A 21,213-nucleotide genomic window follows, 5' to 3' on the forward strand; every position below is an offset into this window, starting at 1 on the left:
TAGGCCGACCGGCGGCTTTCCGCGCGGCGGCGGCCTGAGCGGGGCGTTCCCGGGCGAGACACCCCCTGTCGGCGCGTGGTCCCACCGCGCCGCGGCACCCGAGACAGGAAGCTCCCGCATGGCCCTGACGCGCCCCCTCCCCCGTGCCCTGGCAGCCGCTCTGGCGTGCGCCGCAGCCGCCGCGGCGGCGCTGCCAGCGGCGCCGTCCGCCGCCGCCGGTCCCGCCCCGGCCGCGCCGGCCGCGCCGGTCCGGACGGCCGCGGACGGCACCACCGCCGCGGTCCCCGGGGAGCAGGTCTCCGCCCGGGCCCGCGCAGCGGCGGCCGGGAGCTGGATCGTCACGCTGAAGGCCGCGCTGCAGGCCGACTCCGCCCGGGGCACCCAGGCGGCCGGCCGGGCGGGGCGGGACCTGGTGGCCCGGTACGGCGGCACCGTCCGGCACGTCTACGGCGCCGCCCTCAACGGCTTCTCCGCCCGTCTCGACGACGACCAGGCGCGGCGCCTCGCCGCCGACCCCGCCGTCCGCTCGGTCCACCGGGACGCCGTGGTGCACGCCACCGCCGACCGCGCCGCGGGGACCGCCACCCAGGCGGCCCCGCCCTCGTGGGGCCTGGACCGGATCGACCAGCAGGCCCTGCCGCTGGACTCCGCCTACCGCTACCCCGACACCGCCGGGGCGGGCGTCACCGTGTACGTGGTCGACACCGGCGTGCGGACCGGCCACCGGGACTTCGGCGGCCGCGCCTCCTCCGGCTACGACTTCGTCGACGGCGACGCCACCGCCCAGGACGGCAACGGCCACGGCACCCACGTCGCCGGGACGGCCGCCGGGACCGCCCACGGCGTCGCCAAGCGGGCCGCGGTGGTGGCCGTGCGGGTCCTGGACGACGCGGGCTCGGGCACCGCCTCCGACGTGGTGGCCGGGATCGACTGGGTGACGGCCCACGCCCGCAGGCCCGCCGTGGCCAACCTGAGCCTCGGCGGGGGCGCGAACGCCGACATCGACGCCGCCGTCCGCAACTCGGTCGCCGCGGGCATCACGTACACGGTCGCGGCGGGCAACGACGGCGCCGACGCGTCCGGCGGCTCACCGGCCCGGGTCCGCGAGGCCCTGACCGTCGGCGCGACGGCCAGGGACGACACCCGCGCCGACTACTCCGACTACGGCCCGGCGGTCGACCTCTTCGCCCCCGGGTCCGACATCACCTCGGACTGGGCCAGCGGCGACACCGCCACCCGGACCGTCTCGGGCACCTCGATGGCGGCGCCCCACGCGGCCGGCGCGGCGGCCCTCTACCTCGCCGGGCACACCGGTGCCTCCCCGGCGGAGGTGGCGGCCGCGCTCACCGGTGCGGCCACCGGTGGGAGGCTCGCCGGGGTGGGGAGCGGCAGCCCGGACCTGCTGCTGCGGGTCACCGGTTGACCCCGCCGGGGCGGGCGGGGCAGGGCCGCCCGCCCCGGCGGCATCCGCACGCCGCCCCGGGACGGCCCGGGCCGCGCCGGGACGGCCCGGAAGCCCCGCGCCGGGACGCGGCCCGGGGAGGTGCCCGCACGCCGCCCCGGCGGTCCTCAGCCCCGCCCCCGGCCCCGCCCCCGGGTGCGGGCGCGCCGGCGCAGTCCGGCCGCGGCCAGCGCGACCGCCCCGGCCCCGGCGAGGACCGCCGCCGTCCGCCCGGTGAGGGTCCCGGCGCCGGCGGGCGCACCGGACGGGCCGTCGGACGGGCCGGACCGCGGCCCGGCGGAGCCCGCCGGCGCGCCGCTCCGGGCGGGCGAGGGGGATCCGGCCGGGCGGGCCGAGTCCGGCAGCGCGGCGCCCGTCAGCGGCTGCCGCCACACGGAGGTGCCGCGGCCCTCGCTGCCGTACAGCAGCGCCCGGCCGTCCGGCGTGAAGGTGACGCCCTCCCCCTGCCGCTGGAGGGGCACGTCGACCGGGCCCAGCGGCTGCGGGGCGCCGTTCCGCCAGCGGTAGGCGTCGGCCGAGAAGTAGCCGCGCAGCACCAGCCGGGTGCCGTCCGGGGAGAAGGCGCCGTCGGTGACCGTCGACGGCACGTCGGCGATGCGGCGGAAGACGTTGACGCCGGACGTCGAGAGCCGCCGGGGGCCCGCGTAGAGGCCGCCGCCGGAGCCCTGCTTGGAGGCGATGTACACCCGGCCGGTGCGGGGGTGGACCATCAGCGCCTCGGCGTTGCGCGGGCCGTCGGCGTAGCGGACGGTGTACCGGACGGCCCGGACGGTCGTGTCGTGCAGCGGGCCCGCGGGCTCGGCGAAGCGGTAGATCCACACCTCCGGCCACCGCCCGCCGAGGTTGTCGCCGATGTCGGCGAGGTACAGGGCGGGGCGGCCCCGGTCGTCGCGGCCGAGCGAGACCGCCTCGGCGTCGCGCGGGGCGACGCCGGCGAGGGTGACGGTGGCGAGGGTGCGGCCGGTGCGCCCGTCCACGGCGAAGACGCGGCCGCCGTCGTCGCTGTCGTTGTGGGTCCAGACCACGCCGGGGTGGAGGGCGCTGGCGGCCAGGCCGCTGGACTCGGTGATGCGGGGGTCGCGGAAGGCGAAGAGGTCCCCGGCGCCGTCCGCGGCCGGGGCCGTCCCGGCCGTGCCGGCCCACAGCGCCGCCGCGGCTGCCGCCACCGCCGCGGCCCTCGCCCCGGGCCGAGCCGCCCGCCGTTCCGCCCGCCGCTCCCCCGCCCCGCCCCGTCGCTCCATGCGCCAAGCCTGGCACGGCCCCGGCGCGCGCCGCAGCCGGGTACGGGTCAGCGCAGCAGGGCCCCCACCAGCACGGCGAGCAGGAGGAGCAGCAGCGCGGCGGTCACGACGCGGGTTCGGGTCTTCGGATCCACGGGCCCGAGACTACTCCGGGGTCCCGCCCTCCCCGGCCGGCGGGCGGCCGAGCGTCCAGCTGCGCAGGACGGTGTACCGGGCGGGCCCGGCGCCGAGGAGGCTCCGCACGAGCTGCACCTCGACGGCCTCCCACTCGGCGCCCCGGAAGCCGGCCAGCTCCGCCGCGAAGGCCCGCAGGTCGGGCCGGTCCCGGTCCGGGGTGCCGCGCGGGGGGCGGTGGGGGGCGCCGCGCGGGACGCTGCTGCGGGCCAGGGTGAGGTGGGCCCGGTACGGGCGGTCGTCGTCGGCGGCGGGCGCGCCCGCGCGTCGGGCGGCGGCCTGCACGGAGGCGGCGAGGCGGCGCAGGGCGGGGGTGTCGCCGCGGACCCCGGCCCACAGGGCCCGGTCGCCGAACCGTCCGCCGCCGGCGAGGCTCAGCCGGTGCGCCTCGTGCCGCCGCGCGGCCCGGGCGAGCCGCTCCTCCAGGTCGGGGAGCGACTCCTCCGGGACCTCGCCGAGGAAGGCGAGGGTGAGGTGCCAGCTGTCGGGCTCGGTCCAGCGCAGCGGCAGGCCGGCGGCGGCGGCGCGCAGCGCCCGCACCTCGGCGTCGAGCTCGGCGAGCGCGGCCCGCGGGGGCGTCACCGCGACGAAGAGCCTCATCCGTCCCTCCTCCCCGGACGTCACCGGGCGTGCTCGGACGTCCCCGGACGTGCTCGGGCCCTCCCGGGCGTGCCCGGCGGCCGTCCCGCCGGGGCGCCGTCCCGCCGCACCCGGGGGGCTGGCGCCGCCCGGCGGCGACCCGGTAGGAACAACTGTATGAAGATCCGAACCGGCGGGCCCGACGACGCGCCCGCCCTCCTCGCCCTGCTCGACGACGCCGTCGCCTGGCTCGTCTCCCTCGGCCGCACCGGCCAGTGGGGCACCGAGCCCTGGTCGGCCCGCCCCGCCGCCGCGGACCGCGTCCGCCGCTACGCCCGCGACCACCTCGTCCGCGTCGCGGAGACCGGCGACGGCCGCCCGGCGGGCGTCTGCGTCCTCGCCGAGGAGCCGCCGGAGTACGCCCCGCCCGTGGCCGGGCGGGAGCTGTACGTGCGGCTGCTGGTGACCGACCGGGCCCTGTCCGGGAGCGGCGTCGGCCGGGCCCTGGTGGAGGACGCGGCCGCCGAGGCCCGCCGCCGGGGCATCGCCCTGCTGCGGGTGGACTGCTACGACGGCGACGACCACCGCCTGGTGCGGCAGTACGAGGCCCTGGGCTTCACCGCGGCCGACGGCTTCACCGTCGAGGTGCCCGGCCGGGAGCCCTGGCCGGGCCGGATCCTGGAGCGGCGTCCCTGACGCGCCCCGCGCCGGCCCGGCCGGCCGCCCTCAGCAGGCGGTGGCCAGCTCCTCGCGCGACTCGCGGGCCTCGTCGCCGGCCGCGTCGCCGTCCGGGCGGCGCGGCACCAGGGCGACGATCCGCCCGCGGTGCCCGGCGTGCAGGTCCACCCGGACCCGCAGCCCGGCCGAGCGGGCCAGGACGGCGGCGACGGCGCCGGCCGCGGCGGCCGAGACCAGGCCGCAGGCCAGCAGGCCCACCCGGGGCCCGTACTGCTCGGTGACCCAGCCGACGACCGGGCTGCCGATCGGCGTGCCGCCCGCGAAGACCAGCATGAACAGGCCCATCACCCGGCCGCGCATCGCGGGGTCGGTCGCGAGCTGCACGGTGGTGTTGGCCGTGGTGTTGAAGGTCAGGCCGAGCATGCCGACCAGGGTGAGCAGGGCGGCGAAGAGCCAGTAGCCGGGCGCGAAGGCGGTGACCGCCTCCAGCAGGCCGAAGCCCAGCGCCGCACCGACCAGCATCCGCAGCCGGGTGGAGCCGCGGCGCGCCGCCAGCAGCGCGCCCGCCAGCGAACCGACCGCCATGGCCGTGTTGAGCAGGCCGTACTGCCCGGCCCCGACGTGGAAGACGTCGTAGGCGAAGCCGGAGAGCAGCGTCGGGAAGTTGAACCCGAACGTGCCGACGAAGCCCACCAGCACGATCGGCCAGATCAGCTCGGGCCGCTCGCGGACGTACCGCAGGCCCTCCCGCAGCTGCCCCTTCTCACGCGGCCGCGGCGGCGCCGGGTGCAGCTCGCCGGTGCGCATGGCGAGCAGGCCGGCGATGACCGCGGCGAAGGAGAGCGCGTTGAGCGCGAACGCCCAGCCGCTGCCCACGGCGGCGATCAGCAGGCCGGCCGCGGCGGGGCCGACCAGCCGGGCCGTCTGGAAGTTGGCGGCGTTGAGGCTGACCGCGTTGCGCAGCTCGGACGGGCCCACCATCTCGGTCACGAACGCCTGCCGGGTGGGGTTGTCCACCACGGTGACCATGCCCAGCAGGAACGCGAAGGCGTACACGTGGGCGACCTCGACGGCGCCGGCGAGGGTGAGCGCCGCCAGCCCGGCGGCGAGCAGGCCCATCACGGCCTGGGTGGCGACCAGCAGCCGGCGCTTGGGGTAGCGGTCGGCGAGGACGCCGCCGAAGAGGCCGAACAGCAGCATCGGCAGGAACTGCATCGCGGTGGTCACGCCGACCGCGAAGGGGCTGCCGGTCAGGCTCAGCACCAGCCAGTCCTGGGCGATGCGCTGCATCCAGGTGCCGGTGTTGGAGACGGTCTGACCCAGGAAGAAGTAGCGGTAGTTGCGGATGCGCAGCGAGGAGAACATCCCCCCGGCGGGGCGCTCCGGCGCGGGGGCGGGTGCGGCGGTGGGGACCGCCGCGGTGCGTATCTCGGGGTCGTCGTCCGCGGGTCCGGCGGCGCGGGCCGCGGGCGCGGCCGGGGCCGCGGCGGACGCGGCGGCGGGGTCGACGGTGGTCTCGGCGGTGTCGGTGGCGGCTGCCGGGGCCGCGGCGGCGGCCGGCGGTGTCACAAGGCCCTCCCCTGCTCGTGGCGTCGTCGTGGTCGTCGTGTACCTCGTGGTGCTGCGCTCCTTCCCGGCGGTGCCGGTCGCAGTGGTCGTCCTCACGTCCTCGTCCCCTCCTCATCCCGGTGCCGGGAGGGCGGCGCGGCGGCCCCGGGGTGCTCCCCCGGGGTCACAGGTGCGCCAGCTTCTCCAGCACCGGGGCCGCGTCCCGCAGCGCGGCCCACTCCTCCTCGGTCAGCCCGGACGCCAGCTCCGCGAGCCAGGCGTTGCGGCGCCGCCGGCTCTCGCCGAGGATCGCCTCGGCCTGCTCGGTGCTGCTCACCAGCACCTGGCGCCGGTCCTCCGGGTGCGGCTCGCGCCGCACCAGCGCCTTCTCCTCCAGCATCGCGATGATCCTGGTCATCGACGGCGGCTGGACGTGCTCCCTGCGGGCGAGCTCGCCGGGCGTCGCGCTGCCGCAGCGGGCCAGGGTGCCCAGCACCGACATCTCGGTCGGGCTGAGCGACTCCTCGACCCGCTGGTGGCGCAGGCGGCGGGAGAGGCGCATCACGGACGAACGCAGCATGGAGACCGCTGCGAGATCGTCCTCGGACATCTCGGGCATGACTTTTAGTCTAGGTCATTACTCTTGCTAAGGAAAGTCGGGGGCCGGTTGTTCCCGCGGGGCCGCTCCCCGGAGGACCCGTCCAGGGGCGGCCGGGTGCGGCGGTACGGCGGGGGCGGTGTGGCGCGCCCGCCCGGCGGGCATACCCGCATCGGCCGTCACGGGAGCACGAGAACGGGGGGCCGATGCTGCAGGACTGCCCGGGACAGGGTGCGTGCTGGTCCGGCAAGGCGACGCCGGTCGGCCGGGTGCACCACGAGAGCACGTCCCCCGCGAAGCCCTACCCGCCGCCCGCCCCGGCGGTCCCGCCGGAGCGCGTAGGCCGGCTGCTGCCCTGGCTGCTGCCGGTGCTGCCCCTCCTGGCGGGGCTGTCCTGGTCCACGGCCTCCTGGGCCCTGGTCCTGGCGGCCTCCGTCGCCGCCGCGCAGCGGGTCGCGGACCGGCGCCACGCGGCCGCCCTGGAGCGGCACCGCAGCGCCGAGGCCTTCGCCCTGCGGTACCACGGCGGGGGGCCGCAGGACGGCTCCGACTTCCGCCACTGCGACGGCTGCGCGCTGATGATCGTCCGCGACGCGCTGCCCGACGGGGGGCACCGCTACCGCCGCATCCACCCGCGCGAGTTCGTCCGGTGGGCCCGCCGGGAGGGCGGCAACTACCCGTCCGGCTGAGCGGCGCCCGCCCCGGGCGGGAGGCCCCGGGCACGCCGGGGCCCGCCCCGGCCGGCCGCCCGCAGCCGCCCCGAAGGACCGCGGCCGTACCTGACAGGAGGTGTCAGGTACGGCCGGGAGGCTGGTCGGCGCACGGGGGACCGACCACCGAAAGGCCGTGATCGACATGTCCGGAACCGCAGACCTCGCCATGGTGAACATCGACTGCGCCGACCCGCAGGCCCTCGCCCGCTTCTGGGCGGAGGTGCTGGGCCGGGACGTGGTCCACAGCGAGGAGCAGTACGCCATGGTGGACGGGGCCGGGGGCGCCCCGCTGGGCTTCGGCCGGGTGGAGGGGTACCGGCCGCCGCAGTGGCCGAACCCGGAGGGCACCAAGCAGTTCCACCTGGACCTCTACGTGGACGACCTCGACAAGGCGGAGGCCCGCTGCCTGGAGCTGGGGGCGTCCCGGCCGGACCACCAGCCCGGGACCACGTGGCGGGTGCTGCTCGACCCGGCCGGGCACCCGTTCTGCGTCTGCCGCCGCAGCGCGGAGTAGCGCCGAGCGACGCCGGGTGACGCCGAGTGGCGCGGCAGGGGCCCGGGCGGCGCACGGATGCGCGGCATTTAGTCCGTTTCGTACCTTTCTGTACGGCACCTTTATGCCGTGCGTCACATCATGGATCCCATCGGCCCCATGCCGAGGGGAGAACCGCATGACGCTCGAACCCAGGGACCGGCACCCCGCACCGCGCGGGGACCGGCCCCACGGCGACCCTCACTACGGCGACCAGCCCTACGGCGACCCACGCCACGACCGGGAGGCACCGTCCGGACCGGAGGCGGACCGCAGGCCCCCGCGCAGGCACGCGACGGCGGCCGCGGTGACCGCCGCCGTGCTGGCGGCCGGCGGGACGGTCGCCTACGCCGTCGCCACCGACGACGGCTCCTCCGGCTCCGCACCGGCGGCGGCGCCGGCCGCGGCCCCGCTGGACGGCATGCCGTCGGCGGGCCCGGCCGGCCCGGCGCAGGCGGACCCAGGCCAGTCGGCCCCGCCGTCCTCAGGACCGCAGACCGCCCCGGAGGAGGGGCTCCCCCTGCACGGCGGCGCCGCCGTCCACGGCGAGGCCACCGTGCGGGACCCGGGGACGGGGAGGTGGACCGTGCGGATCTGGCAGCGCGGGACCGTCGCGTCCTCGTCCGGCGCGTCGTTCACCGTCCGGAGCGCCGACGGCGCCGTCTGGACCTGGCGGACCGGCCCGGACACGGCCACCCGCGACGGCAACGGGGGCCGGGCGCCCGCCCGGGGCTCCGCCGTCCTGGTCTCCGGCACCCGGGGGGCCGACGGCACCGACACCGCCGCCCTGGTGCTCGCACGCCCGGACGGCGGCGGGCAGGACGGCCGGACGCCCCCGCACCGCCACGGCGGGTGGCCGCCGTGGACCGGCGGCGGCCACCGGGGTCCGGGCTCCTGGGCCTGGTCCTGACCCCCGACGCCGTTCCCGCCCCCGCCGTCGGCGGCGGGAACGCGACGGCGCCCCGCCCGGGAGGGCGGGGCGCCGTCGCGCCGTGCGGGGTCCGGCTCAGGTGAGCTGGAGGGCCGGCATCAGGTAGTAGAAGGCGAAGATCGCCGCCACCGCGTACAGGGCGACCGGGACCTCGCGGCCGCGCCCGGTGGCCAGGCGCAGCACGCAGAAGGCGATGAAGCCGATGCCGATGCCGTTCGTGATCGAAGTCAGCATGCTCTCAGGTGTACTTTCGGTCCATGCCACTTCCCACGCCGCGCCGCTCCGGAGGGCGCACCGAGTTAGACATCGATCCGGACCAGCTGTCATGGGTGCTGTACGCGCGTGAGTCGGAGGACGCCGAAGGCGACGCCGAGCAGGTCACCAACCAGATGGACGACCTGCGCGAGCACGTTGGCGCCATCGGCGGACGCATCGGCCGCGAGGCAGTCGAGAACGACACGTCCGCCTTCCGCAAGAAGCGCGTCCAGTTGCCGGACGGCACCCACGCCTACCGGGTGGTGCGCCCGGTCTGGGACTCCGTACTCACGGACCTGCGCCGAGGCACGCAGAACGCCATCGCCGTCGTGAACATCGACCGCGGCATGCGCGACCCGCGCGACCTCGAAGACCTGATCGACCTCGTTGAGCACTACGGGGTCCTGGTCGTCGCCATCACCGGTTTCCTGGACCTCACCACCGACGCCGGCATCGCCATGGCCCGCAACGAGGTCAACCAGCGCAACATCGAGTCGCGGAACATCTCGCGCCGCATCACCAACGGGAAGCGCAAGGCCGCACTCAAGGGCCGCAACTCCGGCAGCGCCAACCGTCCCTTCGGCTGGAACGACGACAAGACCACACTCAACCCGGCGGAGGCCCAGCTCATCCGCGACGCCGCCGCCAAGGTGATCAGCCGCACGAAGCCGGCCAGCATCGTCAAGAGCTGGAACGAGCAGGGCATCCTCAGCGTCACCGGCAAGCGGTTGGACCACCCGCGCCTTGGAGCAGATCCTCACCAACCCCCGGCTCCACGGCGTCCGAACCTACAAAGGCGAAGTCCTGCTGAGCAGCGACGGCGAGCCCATCCGAGGCCAGTGGGAGCCCATCCTCACCGAGGAGCAGTTCGCCGCGGTACAGCAGCTCATCAAGAGCTACGGCCCGCGTGCCGGCGTACGGGACGGACGAGGCCACACGACGAAGTACCTCCTCTCCCCCTTCGTCCGCTGCGGAGGCTGCGGCACCCGCATGCGGGGAGGACAGCGGCCGGCAGCCGGGGGCGGGAAGGTGCACGTCTACTTCTGCCGCGACCGCAACGAGGGTGGTTGCGGTGGCTGCTCCCGTATGGGGACAGAGGTCGACCGCTACATCACCGAGCTGGTCATCCAGGACCACGAGCGCGCATCGCTCAGGCAGATCGCCGAGCTGCCGCCCTGGGGCGAAGAGGAGGAGCTGCGCGCCGTGAGGGAGCAGATCAACGAACTCACGCAGCAGTACCGGTCTCGCAAGATCACCGGCGGCCGGTACTTTCCTCTGCTTGAGGACCTGGAGAAGGACGAGCGGACCCTGCTCACCGAACGCCGACGCCACGAGGCCGCCCGAGAGTCCCGGACGGCAGCCGTGGTCGACCTGCGCCAGAAGTGGGCTGACCCGAGCTTCACTCTGGAGCAGCGGCAGGCAGCCGTCGCCGAGAGCCTGGTGGCCGTGATCATCCAGCCCACCGGCGGCGGACGCAAGACGTTCGACCCCAGCAAGATTGAACCCGTCTGGCGAGACCACGAGGCCGAACCGGTGATCCGCTGAGGCTCTCCGAGCGACATCGCGATGACCCGCCCTCTTGTGCCGGCGCCCGGCTGAGCGCCGCAAGCATTCAAAATGCCGGGTGGCTCGCCCTCTACAGGCCCAAGATGGGGTGTTGTGATACGCAACGGCAGTGCACGACGACGGCCACTGGTCCAGTGCGCCGCGGCCCTCCTCCTGGCGCTCGCCGGCCCACTGCTCTGGTGGGCCATGGTCGCAGGGGAAATCCGCGCATACTCGTTCAGCCACCGTGCAGTCCCAGTCACCGCGATGGTGGACGAGGTGCGCCATCACGGGAGGAATACGGATTATCTGGTCTCGTTCCGACTTGCAGATGGATCAACCGGAAGAGGTTGGATTTCTCTTCCAAATGAATACCAAGTCGGCGATTCGGTTCCCGTCCTCTACGACCGACATGACCCCACCGACATCCAGGACAGCAAGAGCCTTGATGCCGGGATCTGGTTCGATGTGATCATCTTTCTTCCGTTGGGTGGCCTGCTCCTGTGGTGCTCGCGGCGAGCATGGCGCGCCGATCCGGCAAAGTGGCGCCTGCGTTCCCGCTGAGTCCATGCCCGGTACCAAGCTGCTTGCCGAACGTTCATCGCGCCGAAGCTCGCCGGCACAGGGCCGATGGGCCCGGAGTGCCAGTTGTGGGGGACGCCATCGCTGATGCCGATCAACAGCTGGCGTCGACTTCCAGTCCGTAGATCCGCCCGACACGACGCATCCACTCCCGGGACCGAGCGGGGGCGTGCTTCAGGTGCTCTCGCGCCCACTCCTCCGGGGGCGGCACGGATGTCGTCGGCTTGCGCTTCTGCCGTCGAGAGACCGTCACCTTGGCGTCTCCCGAGCGATCGCACGGGAAGAGGCGAGGTCCTCAGCGATCCCTGATGCGAGGAGCGCTTCGGCGGGAGTGTGGCCGGAACCGGCATAGCGCCAGGTGGCGTCGGTGAGGGTGTCGTTTTCCCAGTCGGCATACAGGGCTGGCCCCGCGGCTGTGCGACGGTGGTCGGCCCGCGCCTGGCGCAGTGCGCCGTAGGTGGTCGAGTAGGCGCGGGACTTGGTGAGGCAGTGGCCCCGGTAGCCGAGCATGTGCGCCCAGGCCCGCAGCCGCAGGTGTTCCAGTTCGAGGAGGCCGTCGAGTCGCCAGCAGGTGCCGATGAGAGCGCGGTAGTGGTCGTTCACGCGGAGGTGGCGGATCTCCGCTTCGGTGTCGATACGGCGGTCGGTGCCTCCGGTGTCGCCGGTGCTCTTGGTGGTGTACTTCGCGATGTAGCCGGCCACCGCCTCCGGCCGCAGAACCGCCCCGGCGTCCAGGCCCCGCAGCGGACGCACGTCGAGCTGGGCACCCCAGCGCAGCAGCCGCTCACCGGTACCGGCCGCCGGGGGAGTCCGCACCACGACGGACGCGGCAGCGTCGTGCACGGCGGTGGTGAGCAGTTCCGGGGTGGCCCAGGTCGGGGATGGGGTGGCGGGTCCGTCGGGACCGTCGAGGCGGATGACGGCGTGAAAGTGGACGGCGCCCCGGCGTTGGTACTCGGCGACTTTGGCGAAGGACAGCCGGGCGTGTTCCGCGAAGCGGGATTGGACGAGTCCGGCGGCGGTGGCCAGGTGGCGGCGCAGGTTGCGGGTGAAACGGTCCCACAGGTCGCGGGTGTGCGCGTGCCACAGGACGTGGCCAAAGTAGTCGTAGCACTCGCGGCAGAGGGGTTGGCCGGCCGCCGGGTCGTCCTCTGCGTGGCGGGCGACGCAGCCGAAGGGGATGTTGTGGGGACAGGTGCCGCGCCGGGGTCGGCAGGGCTGGCCGGTGGTGGTGCGGTGGACCGGGCCGAAGCCGGGGGCGGTCAGGGTGACGAACAGCGCCGGGTGCGCCTGGACTGTCTCCGGGGTGCCCTTGCCGCCGAGAAGTCCGGCGCGGACGAGGTGGAAGGTGTCGCCCTGGTGTTCCCAGGCGCAGGGTGCACAGCGGGAGGAGCGGCGGTTGCGGCAGCGAACCGCGAGGCGTCCTCCGGGTTCGTCACTGGTGGTGTAGTGCCGCAGGACGGCACCGGTGACGCGGTCGACGGTGGTCGAGACGCCCGCCAGGTAGATCGGGTGGGCGCAGCCGCCGGTGGCGGTGATCTGTTCCAGCCAGCGAGCGAAGCCGGCTGCCTGTGCCAGGCGGATCAGCTCTTGGTCGATGTCGGAGAGGGCCCGGAGCCGGGACTCACGGTCGAGGTGAGCGCGGCGGGCGGTCGGATTGGTGAACGGGTTTCGGTCAGCGTCAGGTGGGGTCGCTGTCAGGGGGCACCCTCCGGGGCGGGAGGCCGGGCCGAGCTCCCGGGATGCAGGGAGCCGGGCCGGGCGTGCGAGTGGTCGGGGGCGTGTCGGTGCGCGGGTGTGTGGTCATGGCGTCTCCTGTGGTCGTGGCGGTCGGTCGTGGTTCAGCGGACGGTGCCCTTGCCGCGGCAGCAGCGGCAGCGGTGGTGTCCGCCGGTGGGCATCCGGCGGGAGCGGACGCCGTGGCAGTGGGGGCAGATCACGCGGCGCATGGCCATGGGACGCACTCTCCGAATCTCAGGCGGTGTGGGTGAGGCCGGTGACGATCCACTTCACGGCCCCCTCGATGGGGTCGGCGAGGTGGGTGCGGGCGAGGTAGAACCCGAAGAGGCCGACGATCAGCACGTGCCAGACGGCCAGGTCCCGGGAGCGGATCAGGAGGACGACGACGACCCCGAGGAAGATCACGAAAGGCAGGGCGAGGGTCATGCGTACACTCCCGGTTCTTCCAGGTCGTCCAGGGCGGGGGTCAGGTGGGCCCACTGCTCGGCGGCGGCGCGTGCCTGCGCCGGGGTGACGAGGGCCGAGCGGGCCCGCATCCAGGCACCGTCGTCCCCGGCGACGATCGCCACACCCTGTTCGGCGGGGGTGATCTGCTGAGCCGCGGCAAGGGCGTCCTTGTTGAGGTCGCCGAGGGTCATCACGGCCGTCTCCTGGTCGTTGACCCGGTGGCAGACGCGGCCGGCGAGCTGGGCCCGCAGCGCGGTGACGCCGGGGCCGAGGTCGGAGCCGACCCGCTGTCCGGCGATCACCAGGTGGACCCCGAGAGCCGCGCCGAGCTGGGCGAGCCGGATCAGGGCCGTGACGGTCTGGATGATCTCGGCCTTGTCCTCGCGGCTGCCCGAGGACAGGAACAGCTCCGCCACCTCGTCCACGATCACCACCACGGGAACGGGCCGGATCTTGTCGTCCAGCTCCCAGACCGACCGCGCTCCGTGGGTGCGGCAGATGAGCATCCGGGTCGCGGTGACCTCCACCAGTCGACCGAGGAGTTCCGCAGCCTCGGTGCGGGTGGTGGCCAACGCGGACAGGCGCGGTTGGAAGGGTGCCAGTTCCATACCGCCCTTGAGGTCGATCCCGACCAGGGCGAGGCGCTGCGGCGCCCACGTGCGGACGAGGGCCGCGATCAGTGTCGACTTCCCGGACCGGGTCGCGCCGGTGACCAGCCAGTGCGGCACCCGCCGCAGGTCGACCAGCCACGGGGCGCCGTCCTCCCGGGCCCCAACGACCGCCGCCAGCAGACGCCCCGGATCGCGTGCGGCAGCGGGCGAGGTGAGCGGATCGGCACCAACGGCCGACAGCAGCACTCGCCCTCGTGCGTCCGAAGTGACCCGGACCGCGTGGACCTTCCACGCGTGCGTGATCGCCTCTGCCGCGGCTGTGTACTGATCCGGCACCTGCCCGGGGTGCATCCGTACCGGGACGACCAAGCCGCCGCGCCGGAGCCGGGGTATGCCCAGCCGGGGCGGGACCGGCCGCAGTGCCTGGCCCTTGACCACCAGCTGACCGAACCGCGTGAGTCCCGGTCGGCGGGATACTGCCAGGTCGCACAGGGTGGTCAGCCTTCGCCAGGTGACCAGCAGCCGGCCGACGGTTGCCGGGAAGCCGACCAGGTACCAGCCCATATGGGGGAACCGGCGCCGCAGCTTCGGTGCGGCGAGCAGCAGCCCCAGCGCCAGGGCGAGCAGGAGCCACCAGAGGAACTGCCGTCCCATCAGACACCCTCCCCGTTCTCCGCCGCCGTGTTGTGTGCAGTGGCGACCAGGTCGCGGGCCAGTGCGGCAGCCTGCTCGGCGGTGTCCGCGATCCGCTCCAGCACCACGGGTCCGGTGTCGTCACGGCCGAACGGGTCGATGTCGTCGGCCAGGTCGGACAGATCCCACAGCAGGGAGCGCAGCTTCGTCCTCTCGGCCACCGTCACCCGGCAGCGCCTCCCTTGCCGACCGGGGCCGCCGGGGCCGGGCCGGCGAGCGCCGGGGTGATGGCCGCGGCCCGGAAGGACATCCCATGTCGGTCGCCCATGGCCCAGGCGAACGCCTGCAGGTCCTTGACCTGCACCCGCACCCCCTCCGCGACTCCCTTCGGCTCACCCGAGACGGCGATCTCGATCACGCTCGCGCGGCGGCCGTCCTGCCGCACAGAGACCCCCACCGTGTAGACCGTGACGCCTTCACGGTCGCGCCTCACCTCTCCTGTCTCCTGATTGATCAGCTTCGGCTCCGGCGGCACCACACACATGAGCGTGCCGAGCCGGGCCACATCCACTGGGATGGACTGCATGAGTGAAGGACTCCCTGTCCGACACAGCCGCGCCAGCCCTCACGGCTAGCTGTCAGCTGTCCTTACAGGTGGAAGCATGGGGGAGGTTGACGCCGTCGCGCAACCACCTATCCTGACAGGTGACACCTGAGTGCAGCCGAGGCTGCGCCCGACCAGGGCAGACGGCACCTGAATAACGATCAGATCACGCAGAAGCCGGGCGTCGGCCGCCCGCCGACGAGGGGCCCAGGCATGGAGATCACCCGCAACGAGCCGCTGTACAAGCAGGTCGCCGCCGTACTGCGCCAAGCCGTCGCCGACGGCGAGTACCTGCCGGGCAGCCTGCTCCCCTCGGAAGCCCAGCTCTCCCAGCGCTACAGGGTCTCCCGCCCCACCGTCCGCCAGGCCATCGCCGCCCTGCGCACCGAAGGGCTCGTCGACGTCGTCAACGGCAAAGGCTCATTCGTGCGCGCCCGCTCCGGCCGCCCCGCCCCCACCGTCGAGCGCACCATCACGAGGACTGACAACCACTTCAGCACTCCCACCGACGACTGGCCCGAAGCCGAGCCGCCCACGGTCTACCGCACCCAGACCGACGCCGTCACAGGCCCCCTGCTCGGCCTGGAGAGCGAAGAAGCCCTCATCGGTTGCGACCGCCTGATCACCGATCCCGCCACCGGCGCCCGCACCCTCCACCAGACCCTGGTCCCCTTCGCGACCGCCGACAGCACGCCTCTGGAGAACACTCCCGAAGCGCGGCCGTCCGAGATCTACGCCATCCTCACCGCCGCCGGCCACGACCTCACCTGGCGCGAGACCGTCTACGCCCGCATGCCTCTCCCTGACGAGCGCACCGCCCTGCACCTACCGGAGGCAGTACCACTCATGGTCATCACCCGCATCACCTACGACGCGAGCGGGCAGCCTCTCCTCCTCGAAGAGAGCCGAACAGGCGGCATCCATGCGGCATTCGGCTACGCCATCACAGCTGCGTCGGACAAGCGACATGCAGTCCGCAGCCGATAGGGCAAGCCACATCGGTCGCAACTCTCTTCACTTCCTCAAGGCTCGCTGCGCTCGCAGCGGCGCCGCGCGGCGCCGCTCGCCGTCGCTCCTGCCTGCGTCCCGCTCCGGCGGCGGCCCGCTCCGCGCCGCGAGGCGGGGGGTGAGGGCTGGCCGGCCGGTGGCTGGGGCGGCCGGTTCCACGGCTTTAGGCACCTCTCCGGACCGGGGCCCGAGTCGAGCAAGACCAAGGGGCCGATCGGGCTTATTGCGGGCAGGCAGGAGCCAGCCCGATTCGCGGCCAGCGTATGGCCCCTTGGCCATGCTCGACCCCAGACCGGACAGGACACCGCCCAAAGCCGCTCCACCGGCCTTGCGGGAGCGTGTACCGATGCTGCTGGTCGGGTGGACGTAGAGCCACTACGCTCCGTCTCGCCGATCGAAGGAGGTGGGTGCATGACTCAGCCCGAGCAGATGTCGAACTTGACTATTGAGCGTCTGTGCTGGATCGCCGCTCGCGAGCAACTCAGCAGGAAAGCGCACAAGGCGGGCCTATTTGGTTGGCTAGCTGCACTGGGGGCGGGCGCGGTTAACCGCCGAAGCGGATCCGAAGCACGAACCGCCGCCGGGATCGCTGGCGACATGCGACGCGAGTCGGCATCGGGCAAAATGCACGAATACGCGTTCGCTGTGGACGACGCAGCGGGCACCCTCACCGCCGCCGAGCGCGAGCACCTTCGCGCCACCGGGGAGCTTCCTGAGTGGTTCCTGGCCGACGTGGAGCGCCGCGTCGCCGAGATGCGAAAGCGCAAATAGCCGGGAACTCTGACGGCAGCGTGACGGCAACGTCAGCGGACGAAGCAGTACGCAGCGGGGAGTCACGGTCAACCATCACGTGTGGCAGCGACCCCGGCTGACGCATGACGTGGCAGGACGTACTCGCCTGAAAAGCGGAAGGTCGGCCCACAAGGTGGCTCAGGTCACGGGTGCCCCGTTGCGGCGGAGGACGGTGGGAAGCAGGCGGTGCACGGCGTCGGCCACCTCGTTCAGCAGGGGCGCGCCGAACAGGCACAGGGAGTTCTCCCAGGGGTGTCCGAAGCTGCCGAGGCTGAGGTCCTCGGACAGGAAGATGTAGTAGTCGCCGTCGGGGCACGGGCTGAGCGGCCAGCCCTCTCGGGAGCGGCCTTCAAGGACGCGCGGCAGGAACATGTCGCTGGGCGGAAGGTCGGGCCGCAGCGCGTAGCAGGTGTGCTGCCAGTTCAGGATCAGCAGCGACGCCCCGAGCGGGGTGCAGGCAGTGAGGCCGTCCTGGACCGCATCGATGAGCAGGTCCCGCCGGCGGCTGTGCGGATCGTCGCCCAGGGCGTCCAGGCTCCAAGTCACCGAGGGCACGGGTTCCCGGATGCCGGGGAAGTCAATGAGGCTGGGTCGGAAGTCGAACGCGGCGTCGAAGCGATCCCATGTTGCACTATGTTCCGCGTCGTTGAGACGACGCAGGGACTGACTGGTCACCGCCCGACCCTAGTGCCTGCCTTACGAGGAACTTGGGCCGTCGCTGGGCCGTGCGAGGCAGACCAAGGCTGACCAACGCTGACAGGCAATGCTCAGGCTGCCGCAGGTCAGAAGTCGGAAGCGCCGAGTAGCCGCAGGTGACAGACTCGGCTGCCTAGTTCCAGGGCAAGAAGTCACCAGACAGGACACCCAAAGCCGCCCGGCTGCCTGCACGGTCCGGCGTCGGCCTGGAGGGGTTACCGTTCTGCTCATGAAGAAGGCGCGCTGGTGGTCGAAGGCTGGACACTTGCTCGTGGTCTGGCTGATGACAACGGTTGCCTACTGGCTCTTCGTCAGAGCAATGGGGACGCCTCACACCCTGAGCGCGAGTGCCGCCGTGGGTGCCATGGGCACGATGGTTGGCGAAACCGCGCCCCGATGGCACCAGTACCGCCGATCAAGGAAGATGAGCAGCTCAGGGCACTGAATGACACCTGAGGCGTGGAGGCAACTAACGGCTCGACGTCGCCGCGCCCCCTCATCCGGACGGCTACCAAGTCGGGCCAGCCACCGTCTCGATGGCCAGGGGCGGACACCTCTCCTCTTTCACCGGATCGGGCGGTCGAATGCCCTTGATCTGCTGGAGGTAGAGCGCCTCCCAGTCCTCACAGGCCCAAGTGGTGGCCGGGATGTGGTGGATGCTCCCGTCTTGCCGGTCCACCAGGTAGGGGCCGGCGCCTAACAGCATCTTCCGGAATTCACGGCTGCGGATGTACTCCACTGACTGCCAGAAGACCAGCCACCCGAGAGCATGTTCCTCCACATCGAGAACAGCGACGGGTACTGATGCCAACGGCGGCACCTCCTGCTGCCGCCTCGACAACAGAGCCTCAACCAGGCTGACGGCGCGCTCTTGGGTGACCACATCCCTCATCATTCACCACCGAGCCACCGGGAGCGGACTGAGCCGACAGCCGGTACAAGCGCGTCGTGCCCGCTGCGTGCCCGTTCCAAAGGGCTACAGCGGGGCGTCACGGGCAGAAGAGGGCCCTGAGGCGCTCCACCCCAGGTCGACGTCTCCGCAGGCCGCCCAGCGCCCGCATACGGCGTCTTCCAAACTGGGGCTCGGCAGGCCGGCCCGCAGCCCAGAAAAGCAGGTGTGTGCATCGCGGAGACCGCGCATCATGCCGAGCGTGACGTTCATGGTTGTACAGGGCAGCGCCGAAGATGGGCCGTACCGCTGTCCGTGCTGCAGATTCATCACGTTGACCGAGCGCGGAGCGTTCGAGATCTGCGAGGTCTGCTTCTGGGAGGACGACGGCCAGGACGACCACGACGCAGACCAGGTCCGCGGCGGCCCGAACCATGACCTCAGCCTGCGGCAAGCCCGCCGGAACTTCGAGACCATCGGGGCCTGCAACGACCACTGCGCCCGGTTCGTACGGGACCCACTGCCCGAAGAGCATCCAGATAGCGGCACGCCGTACGGCTACGGCCACCTTCGGACCTGGCCGTGACATCCACGTCTGACATCAACGTTGCCGGATGTCAGCGGACCGGTCCGACCGGGCTGGGACCAAGCCACGAGCGTGAGCGCGGGTTCTGGCAGGCCGCGTGAGAGCTGGCTCGAACTTGTAAAGCGGTGATTAGCCCGACCGATCAGTCCTCTCCTACCTGGAGCAGGACCACGACGGCTTCTGGGCCGACACCTGCGATCACCCCGTCGAAGGTGTACCGGGTAACCGGGGTCCAGGCCCGAACACCGGCGGATAGCTCCATGTTCGTCCACCACGTTGCGTCATGGCCGAGCAGCCGGACCACTCGCTCAGCGGCCCGACGTGCATGGGCCCGATCGCGCGGCCCTGAGTCGGGGAAGACAAGATCATTAGCGGATAGGTACGTCATGACTTTCACTGCCTGCGTCGCGCTGACAGCCTCCAGCGCATCGGCGATGTCGTCAGGGCCGGTCGGCCCCTGCGAGCCCTTGACGGCGCAACCTGCCCAGGCGTCCTGTGCGTCCAGCACCAGGCGGTAGACGTGTTCTGCAACGGTGCCGGCATCGGCACGCGCCGCGCGTCCGAAGACACCCTGTTCCTTGGACAGCGAACTGAGCATCACCTCAAGCTCATCCACGAAGTTCACGGTGCGATCCTTGCACGGCCCGTCTGACTGGAACCGTGCCAGATCCGTGCCAGAACGAGCGGTCACCTACGGTCAACAGCAGGGTGATCCACACGACGCGGCAGAGGCTGTGCAGGCGGTCTGCCCTGTTCAGCGGCTCGGTAGCGCGGATCCGGCCGGTGATTCCCAAGCTCAAAGCGCGAGTTCGATTCTCGTCACCCGCTCCACAGGAAAAGGCCCAGGCCAGGGAATGAATCCCCAGCCCGGGCCTTTCTGCTGTCCAGACCTTTTCAGGCGTCGCGCATCAGATCCGCACCAGATGACCAGGTACCCGGCCGCGGTCGCTCCTGTCTTCGCCTTGCTTCGGCGGCGGCCCGCTCCGCGCCGCAGGCGGGAGGGTGAGGGATCGGCCGGCCGTGGCTGGGGCGGCCGGTTCTACGGCTTTACGCACCTCTCCGGACCGGGGCCCGACATCGAGCAGGACCAGGGAACCGATCGGGCTAGAGGCGGGCAGGCAGGAGCCAGCCCGATTCGCGATCAGCGCACGACCCCCTGGCCGTGCCCGACCCCAGACCGGACAGGACGCCGCCCAAAGCCATTCCACTGGTCGGGCGCACGTCGCCCCGCCGCGCATTTACCGCCATTCGGCCATGCAGTCGTGGCCGTCGCTTTGTGCGCTAAATTCGACAATGTCTACCTCCTTGGGAAGTTCGGGAATTTTCATTCCTGGGACCGGCCCATTAGCGGAAACGAAGATGCTCCAATCGTCACGAATCAAGTGCACGTACTCGCTAGTGCTATTCTCGGCATCGCGCCAGGAATTCTGCTTCAGTTGGTTGCTCATCTCTCTCATGACGCGTCCAGTTTCCTTCGGGTCGAGGAATGCGCCTTGCCGAATCCCGCAATGAGTGACCAGGTCGATCGTGCCCTTTACATCTTCAGTGAAGCGAAACCTTTTTGACACTCGGGCGGCGTCCAGTGCTGCCGCCATATCGACTGATGCCGCTCGGTAACGCTTGTCTCGTTCCGCCTTTGCGAGATCAACGCTAGGCGATGCAGTCGGTTTGGCCGAGGCCTGCGAGTGCATGGAATTTCCGACTGTCGGCGCGGTTTGACATCCAGCGGCCGGGATGACTGCTGTGCATACCAGAGCAACTGCCATAAGGGATGTTCGCATAGTTTAAGCCTCGATCTGCATGCTTGAGGAAGATGGCACGTCGATCAGGTTAAGCGCAGCATTGAGTGCTACCTAAGGCGGGGCCGCCTACGGGCCGTTCGAGGGGAACCAAGAGGAGATGGCGCGCCAGATCTCTGGCACAGCGACCGAGCCAAGGAAAGCGGCGTGGTGAGTGTCTAGCCGCGTGACAACGCTGACACACAAGGGCGGACGAGCACGGGCTGTCGCCGCGGGCAAGAGAGATGCAAGCCCAGGGTGGAGCGCCCATCCAAGTTGCTTCGGGACGAAGAGGCCTCGTGCCCGTTGCGTGCCCGTTCCGGCGGGACGTGGCGGGTACTCACGGGGAACAGCGGCGCCGACCGCGCTTCGGCCCAGGTCAGAGAGTCGCCAGGTCAACCGCGACCCGCATACGCCGTCTCCCAAACTGGTGCGCATGACGTTGCTCGGACCGTCGACTATAGGCTGCGCTGGTAGAGCGCGATCACTCGAGGAACGTCATGGAGCTATCACCGTCGCCCCTTAACCGTCTGGGGAACAGCAGCCTCGGAGTCCTTCCGGCGGTTGCTGGCATTGCCTACGCGGCGCAAG

General features: G+C 72.3%; 24 protein-coding genes and 2 pseudogenes. 11 read left to right on the forward strand and 15 right to left on the reverse strand.

From position 1 onward, the window contains the following. Window positions 1–118 precede the first annotated feature (118 nt). Window positions 119–1,423, forward strand: coding sequence for a S8 family peptidase (locus tag LO771_RS06730; RefSeq protein ID WP_230649013.1), 1,305 nt, complete (start codon window positions 119–121; stop codon window positions 1,421–1,423). Window positions 1,424–1,569: 146 nt separating this feature from the next. On the opposite strand, the gene LO771_RS06735 is transcribed toward LO771_RS06730, so the two are convergent. Both LO771_RS06735 and thpR read right to left on the reverse strand, forming a co-directional pair. Beyond that, window positions 1,570–2,628: a hypothetical protein gene (locus LO771_RS06735; RefSeq protein ID WP_230649015.1), complete on the reverse strand. Its 1,059-nt coding sequence runs from the start codon at window positions 2,626–2,628 to the stop codon at window positions 1,570–1,572. Window positions 2,629–2,847: 219 nt separating this feature from the next. Continuing rightward, window positions 2,848–3,477 carry an RNA 2',3'-cyclic phosphodiesterase gene (gene thpR, locus LO771_RS06740; protein WP_230649017.1) on the reverse strand — a complete coding sequence of 210 codons (630 nt, stop codon included), beginning with the start codon at window positions 3,475–3,477 and terminating at the stop codon, window positions 2,848–2,850. Window positions 3,478–3,633: 156 nt separating this feature from the next. Here thpR and LO771_RS06745 point away from each other — a divergent pair, with 156 nt between their 5' ends. Beyond that, window positions 3,634–4,152: a GNAT family N-acetyltransferase gene (locus tag LO771_RS06745; protein WP_230649019.1), complete on the forward strand. Its 519-nt coding sequence runs from the start codon at window positions 3,634–3,636 to the stop codon at window positions 4,150–4,152. A 30-nt stretch (window positions 4,153–4,182) separates the two neighbouring features. On the opposite strand, the gene LO771_RS06750 is transcribed toward LO771_RS06745, so the two are convergent. Both LO771_RS06750 and LO771_RS06755 read right to left on the reverse strand, forming a co-directional pair. After that, window positions 4,183–5,499 carry an MFS transporter gene (locus tag LO771_RS06750; RefSeq protein ID WP_230649088.1) on the reverse strand — a complete coding sequence of 439 codons (1,317 nt, stop codon included), beginning with the start codon at window positions 5,497–5,499 and terminating at the stop codon, window positions 4,183–4,185. A 367-nt stretch (window positions 5,500–5,866) separates the two neighbouring features. After that, on the reverse strand, window positions 5,867–6,301 hold the full coding sequence (locus LO771_RS06755; protein ID WP_230649021.1) for a MarR family winged helix-turn-helix transcriptional regulator: 435 nt from the start codon (window positions 6,299–6,301) through the stop codon (window positions 5,867–5,869). A 185-nt stretch (window positions 6,302–6,486) separates the two neighbouring features. Between LO771_RS06755 and LO771_RS06760 the strand changes: the two genes are divergently transcribed. From LO771_RS06760 to LO771_RS06770, 3 genes are all read left to right on the forward strand, one after another. Next, entirely contained in the window at window positions 6,487–6,969 is a 483-nt protein-coding gene (locus LO771_RS06760) for a hypothetical protein (protein WP_230649023.1), read from the forward strand. A gap of 166 nt (window positions 6,970–7,135) precedes the next feature. Further along, window positions 7,136–7,507, forward strand: a complete 372-nt coding sequence (locus LO771_RS06765) for a VOC family protein (protein ID WP_230649025.1) — start codon at window positions 7,136–7,138, stop codon at window positions 7,505–7,507. A 157-nt stretch (window positions 7,508–7,664) separates the two neighbouring features. Continuing rightward, on the forward strand, window positions 7,665–8,435 hold the full coding sequence (locus LO771_RS06770) for a hypothetical protein (RefSeq protein ID WP_230649027.1): 771 nt from the start codon (window positions 7,665–7,667) through the stop codon (window positions 8,433–8,435). Between the two features lie 96 nt (window positions 8,436–8,531). Here LO771_RS06770 and LO771_RS06775 read toward each other — a convergent pair. After that, window positions 8,532–8,681: pseudogene (locus LO771_RS06775) on the reverse strand (NCS2 family permease); the annotation flags it as partial. Window positions 8,682–8,845: 164 nt separating this feature from the next. Between LO771_RS06775 and LO771_RS31605 the strand changes: the two are divergent. Further along, window positions 8,846–9,205: pseudogene (locus LO771_RS31605) on the forward strand (recombinase family protein); the annotation flags it as partial. Here LO771_RS31605 and LO771_RS06785 read toward each other — a convergent pair. Beyond that, window positions 9,106–9,429 (reverse strand): hypothetical protein, encoded by a 324-nt coding sequence (locus LO771_RS06785; RefSeq protein WP_230649031.1) that lies wholly within the window; start codon window positions 9,427–9,429, stop codon window positions 9,106–9,108. The pseudogene LO771_RS31605 and the gene LO771_RS06785 sit on opposite strands and share 100 nt — an antisense overlap. A gap of 26 nt (window positions 9,430–9,455) precedes the next feature. Here LO771_RS06785 and LO771_RS06790 point away from each other — a divergent pair, with 26 nt between their 5' ends. Beyond that, window positions 9,456–10,256 carry a recombinase zinc beta ribbon domain-containing protein gene (locus LO771_RS06790; RefSeq protein WP_230649033.1) on the forward strand — a complete coding sequence of 267 codons (801 nt, stop codon included), beginning with the start codon at window positions 9,456–9,458 and terminating at the stop codon, window positions 10,254–10,256. 72 nt (window positions 10,257–10,328) lie between these two features. Further along, window positions 10,329–10,820 (forward strand): DUF3592 domain-containing protein, encoded by a 492-nt coding sequence (locus LO771_RS06795; RefSeq protein WP_255743845.1) that lies wholly within the window; start codon window positions 10,329–10,331, stop codon window positions 10,818–10,820. A gap of 267 nt (window positions 10,821–11,087) precedes the next feature. On the opposite strand, the gene LO771_RS06800 is transcribed toward LO771_RS06795, so the two are convergent. From LO771_RS06800 to LO771_RS06820, 5 genes are all read right to left on the reverse strand, one after another. Beyond that, on the reverse strand, window positions 11,088–12,539 hold the full coding sequence (locus LO771_RS06800) for a replication initiator (RefSeq protein WP_308188848.1): 1,452 nt from the start codon (window positions 12,537–12,539) through the stop codon (window positions 11,088–11,090). Window positions 12,540–12,812: 273 nt separating this feature from the next. Then, the gene (locus LO771_RS06805) at window positions 12,813–13,004 is read right to left on the reverse strand and encodes a hypothetical protein (protein ID WP_230649035.1); all 192 of its coding nucleotides are present in this window, start codon (window positions 13,002–13,004) and stop codon (window positions 12,813–12,815) included. Next, window positions 13,001–14,290 (reverse strand): FtsK/SpoIIIE domain-containing protein, encoded by a 1,290-nt coding sequence (locus LO771_RS06810; protein ID WP_230649037.1) that lies wholly within the window; start codon window positions 14,288–14,290, stop codon window positions 13,001–13,003. The genes LO771_RS06805 and LO771_RS06810 overlap by 4 nt, the downstream gene beginning before the upstream one ends. Further along, on the reverse strand, window positions 14,290–14,496 hold the full coding sequence (locus LO771_RS06815) for a hypothetical protein (protein ID WP_230649039.1): 207 nt from the start codon (window positions 14,494–14,496) through the stop codon (window positions 14,290–14,292). The genes LO771_RS06810 and LO771_RS06815 overlap by 1 nt, the downstream gene beginning before the upstream one ends. Beyond that, a complete protein-coding gene (locus LO771_RS06820; protein WP_230649041.1) occupies window positions 14,493–14,855 on the reverse strand; it encodes a hypothetical protein in 363 nt (120 codons plus the stop codon). The genes LO771_RS06815 and LO771_RS06820 overlap by 4 nt, the downstream gene beginning before the upstream one ends. A gap of 231 nt (window positions 14,856–15,086) precedes the next feature. Here LO771_RS06820 and LO771_RS06825 point away from each other — a divergent pair, with 231 nt between their 5' ends. Both LO771_RS06825 and LO771_RS06830 read left to right on the forward strand, forming a co-directional pair. Beyond that, window positions 15,087–15,860, forward strand: a complete 774-nt coding sequence (locus tag LO771_RS06825) for a GntR family transcriptional regulator (RefSeq protein ID WP_230649043.1) — start codon at window positions 15,087–15,089, stop codon at window positions 15,858–15,860. A gap of 432 nt (window positions 15,861–16,292) precedes the next feature. Then, window positions 16,293–16,652, forward strand: coding sequence for a hypothetical protein (locus tag LO771_RS06830; protein WP_230649045.1), 360 nt, complete (start codon window positions 16,293–16,295; stop codon window positions 16,650–16,652). Between the two features lie 159 nt (window positions 16,653–16,811). Here the strand turns inward: LO771_RS06830 and LO771_RS06835 are convergent, their stop codons facing one another. Then, window positions 16,812–17,348, reverse strand: coding sequence for a DUF2716 domain-containing protein (locus LO771_RS06835; RefSeq protein ID WP_230649047.1), 537 nt, complete (start codon window positions 17,346–17,348; stop codon window positions 16,812–16,814). A gap of 529 nt (window positions 17,349–17,877) precedes the next feature. Beyond that, window positions 17,878–18,252, reverse strand: a complete 375-nt coding sequence (locus LO771_RS06840) for a YrhB domain-containing protein (RefSeq protein WP_230649049.1) — start codon at window positions 18,250–18,252, stop codon at window positions 17,878–17,880. Window positions 18,253–18,529: 277 nt separating this feature from the next. Between LO771_RS06840 and LO771_RS06845 the strand changes: the two genes are divergently transcribed. Beyond that, window positions 18,530–18,844, forward strand: coding sequence for a CPCC family cysteine-rich protein (locus LO771_RS06845; RefSeq protein WP_230649091.1), 315 nt, complete (start codon window positions 18,530–18,532; stop codon window positions 18,842–18,844). Between the two features lie 142 nt (window positions 18,845–18,986). Here LO771_RS06845 and LO771_RS06850 read toward each other — a convergent pair whose 3' ends face one another. Continuing rightward, window positions 18,987–19,469, reverse strand: coding sequence for a hypothetical protein (locus LO771_RS06850; RefSeq protein ID WP_230649051.1), 483 nt, complete (start codon window positions 19,467–19,469; stop codon window positions 18,987–18,989). A 613-nt stretch (window positions 19,470–20,082) separates the two neighbouring features. Beyond that, on the reverse strand, window positions 20,083–20,535 hold the full coding sequence (locus LO771_RS06855; RefSeq protein ID WP_230649053.1) for a hypothetical protein: 453 nt from the start codon (window positions 20,533–20,535) through the stop codon (window positions 20,083–20,085). Between the last annotated feature and the right edge of the window lie 678 nt (window positions 20,536–21,213).

The organism is Streptacidiphilus sp. ASG 303 (assembly GCF_020991365.1).
Lineage (GTDB): Bacteria > Actinomycetota > Actinomycetes > Streptomycetales > Streptomycetaceae > Peterkaempfera.

Coding starts and splice junctions, on each gene's coding strand:
- LO771_RS06730 (WP_230649013.1), top strand. CDS start 119: ATGGCCCTGACGCGCCCCCTCCCCCGTGCCCTGGCAGCCGCTCTGGCG.
- thpR (WP_230649017.1), bottom strand. CDS start 3,477: ATGAGGCTCTTCGTCGCGGTGACGCCCCCGCGGGCCGCGCTCGCCGAG.
- LO771_RS06745 (WP_230649019.1), top strand. CDS start 3,634: ATGAAGATCCGAACCGGCGGGCCCGACGACGCGCCCGCCCTCCTCGCC.
- LO771_RS06750 (WP_230649088.1), bottom strand. CDS start 5,499: ATGTTCTCCTCGCTGCGCATCCGCAACTACCGCTACTTCTTCCTGGGT.
- LO771_RS06755 (WP_230649021.1), bottom strand. CDS start 6,301: ATGCCCGAGATGTCCGAGGACGATCTCGCAGCGGTCTCCATGCTGCGT.
- LO771_RS06760 (WP_230649023.1), top strand. CDS start 6,487: ATGCTGCAGGACTGCCCGGGACAGGGTGCGTGCTGGTCCGGCAAGGCG.
- LO771_RS06765 (WP_230649025.1), top strand. CDS start 7,136: ATGTCCGGAACCGCAGACCTCGCCATGGTGAACATCGACTGCGCCGAC.
- LO771_RS06770 (WP_230649027.1), top strand. CDS start 7,665: ATGACGCTCGAACCCAGGGACCGGCACCCCGCACCGCGCGGGGACCGG.
- LO771_RS06795 (WP_255743845.1), top strand. CDS start 10,329: ATGCCGGGTGGCTCGCCCTCTACAGGCCCAAGATGGGGTGTTGTGATA.
- LO771_RS06805 (WP_230649035.1), bottom strand. CDS start 13,004: ATGACCCTCGCCCTGCCTTTCGTGATCTTCCTCGGGGTCGTCGTCGTC.
- LO771_RS06810 (WP_230649037.1), bottom strand. CDS start 14,290: ATGGGACGGCAGTTCCTCTGGTGGCTCCTGCTCGCCCTGGCGCTGGGG.
- LO771_RS06820 (WP_230649041.1), bottom strand. CDS start 14,855: ATGCAGTCCATCCCAGTGGATGTGGCCCGGCTCGGCACGCTCATGTGT.
- LO771_RS06825 (WP_230649043.1), top strand. CDS start 15,087: ATGGAGATCACCCGCAACGAGCCGCTGTACAAGCAGGTCGCCGCCGTA.
- LO771_RS06830 (WP_230649045.1), top strand. CDS start 16,293: ATGACTCAGCCCGAGCAGATGTCGAACTTGACTATTGAGCGTCTGTGC.
- LO771_RS06845 (WP_230649091.1), top strand. CDS start 18,530: ATGGTTGTACAGGGCAGCGCCGAAGATGGGCCGTACCGCTGTCCGTGC.
- LO771_RS06855 (WP_230649053.1), bottom strand. CDS start 20,535: ATGCACTCGCAGGCCTCGGCCAAACCGACTGCATCGCCTAGCGTTGAT.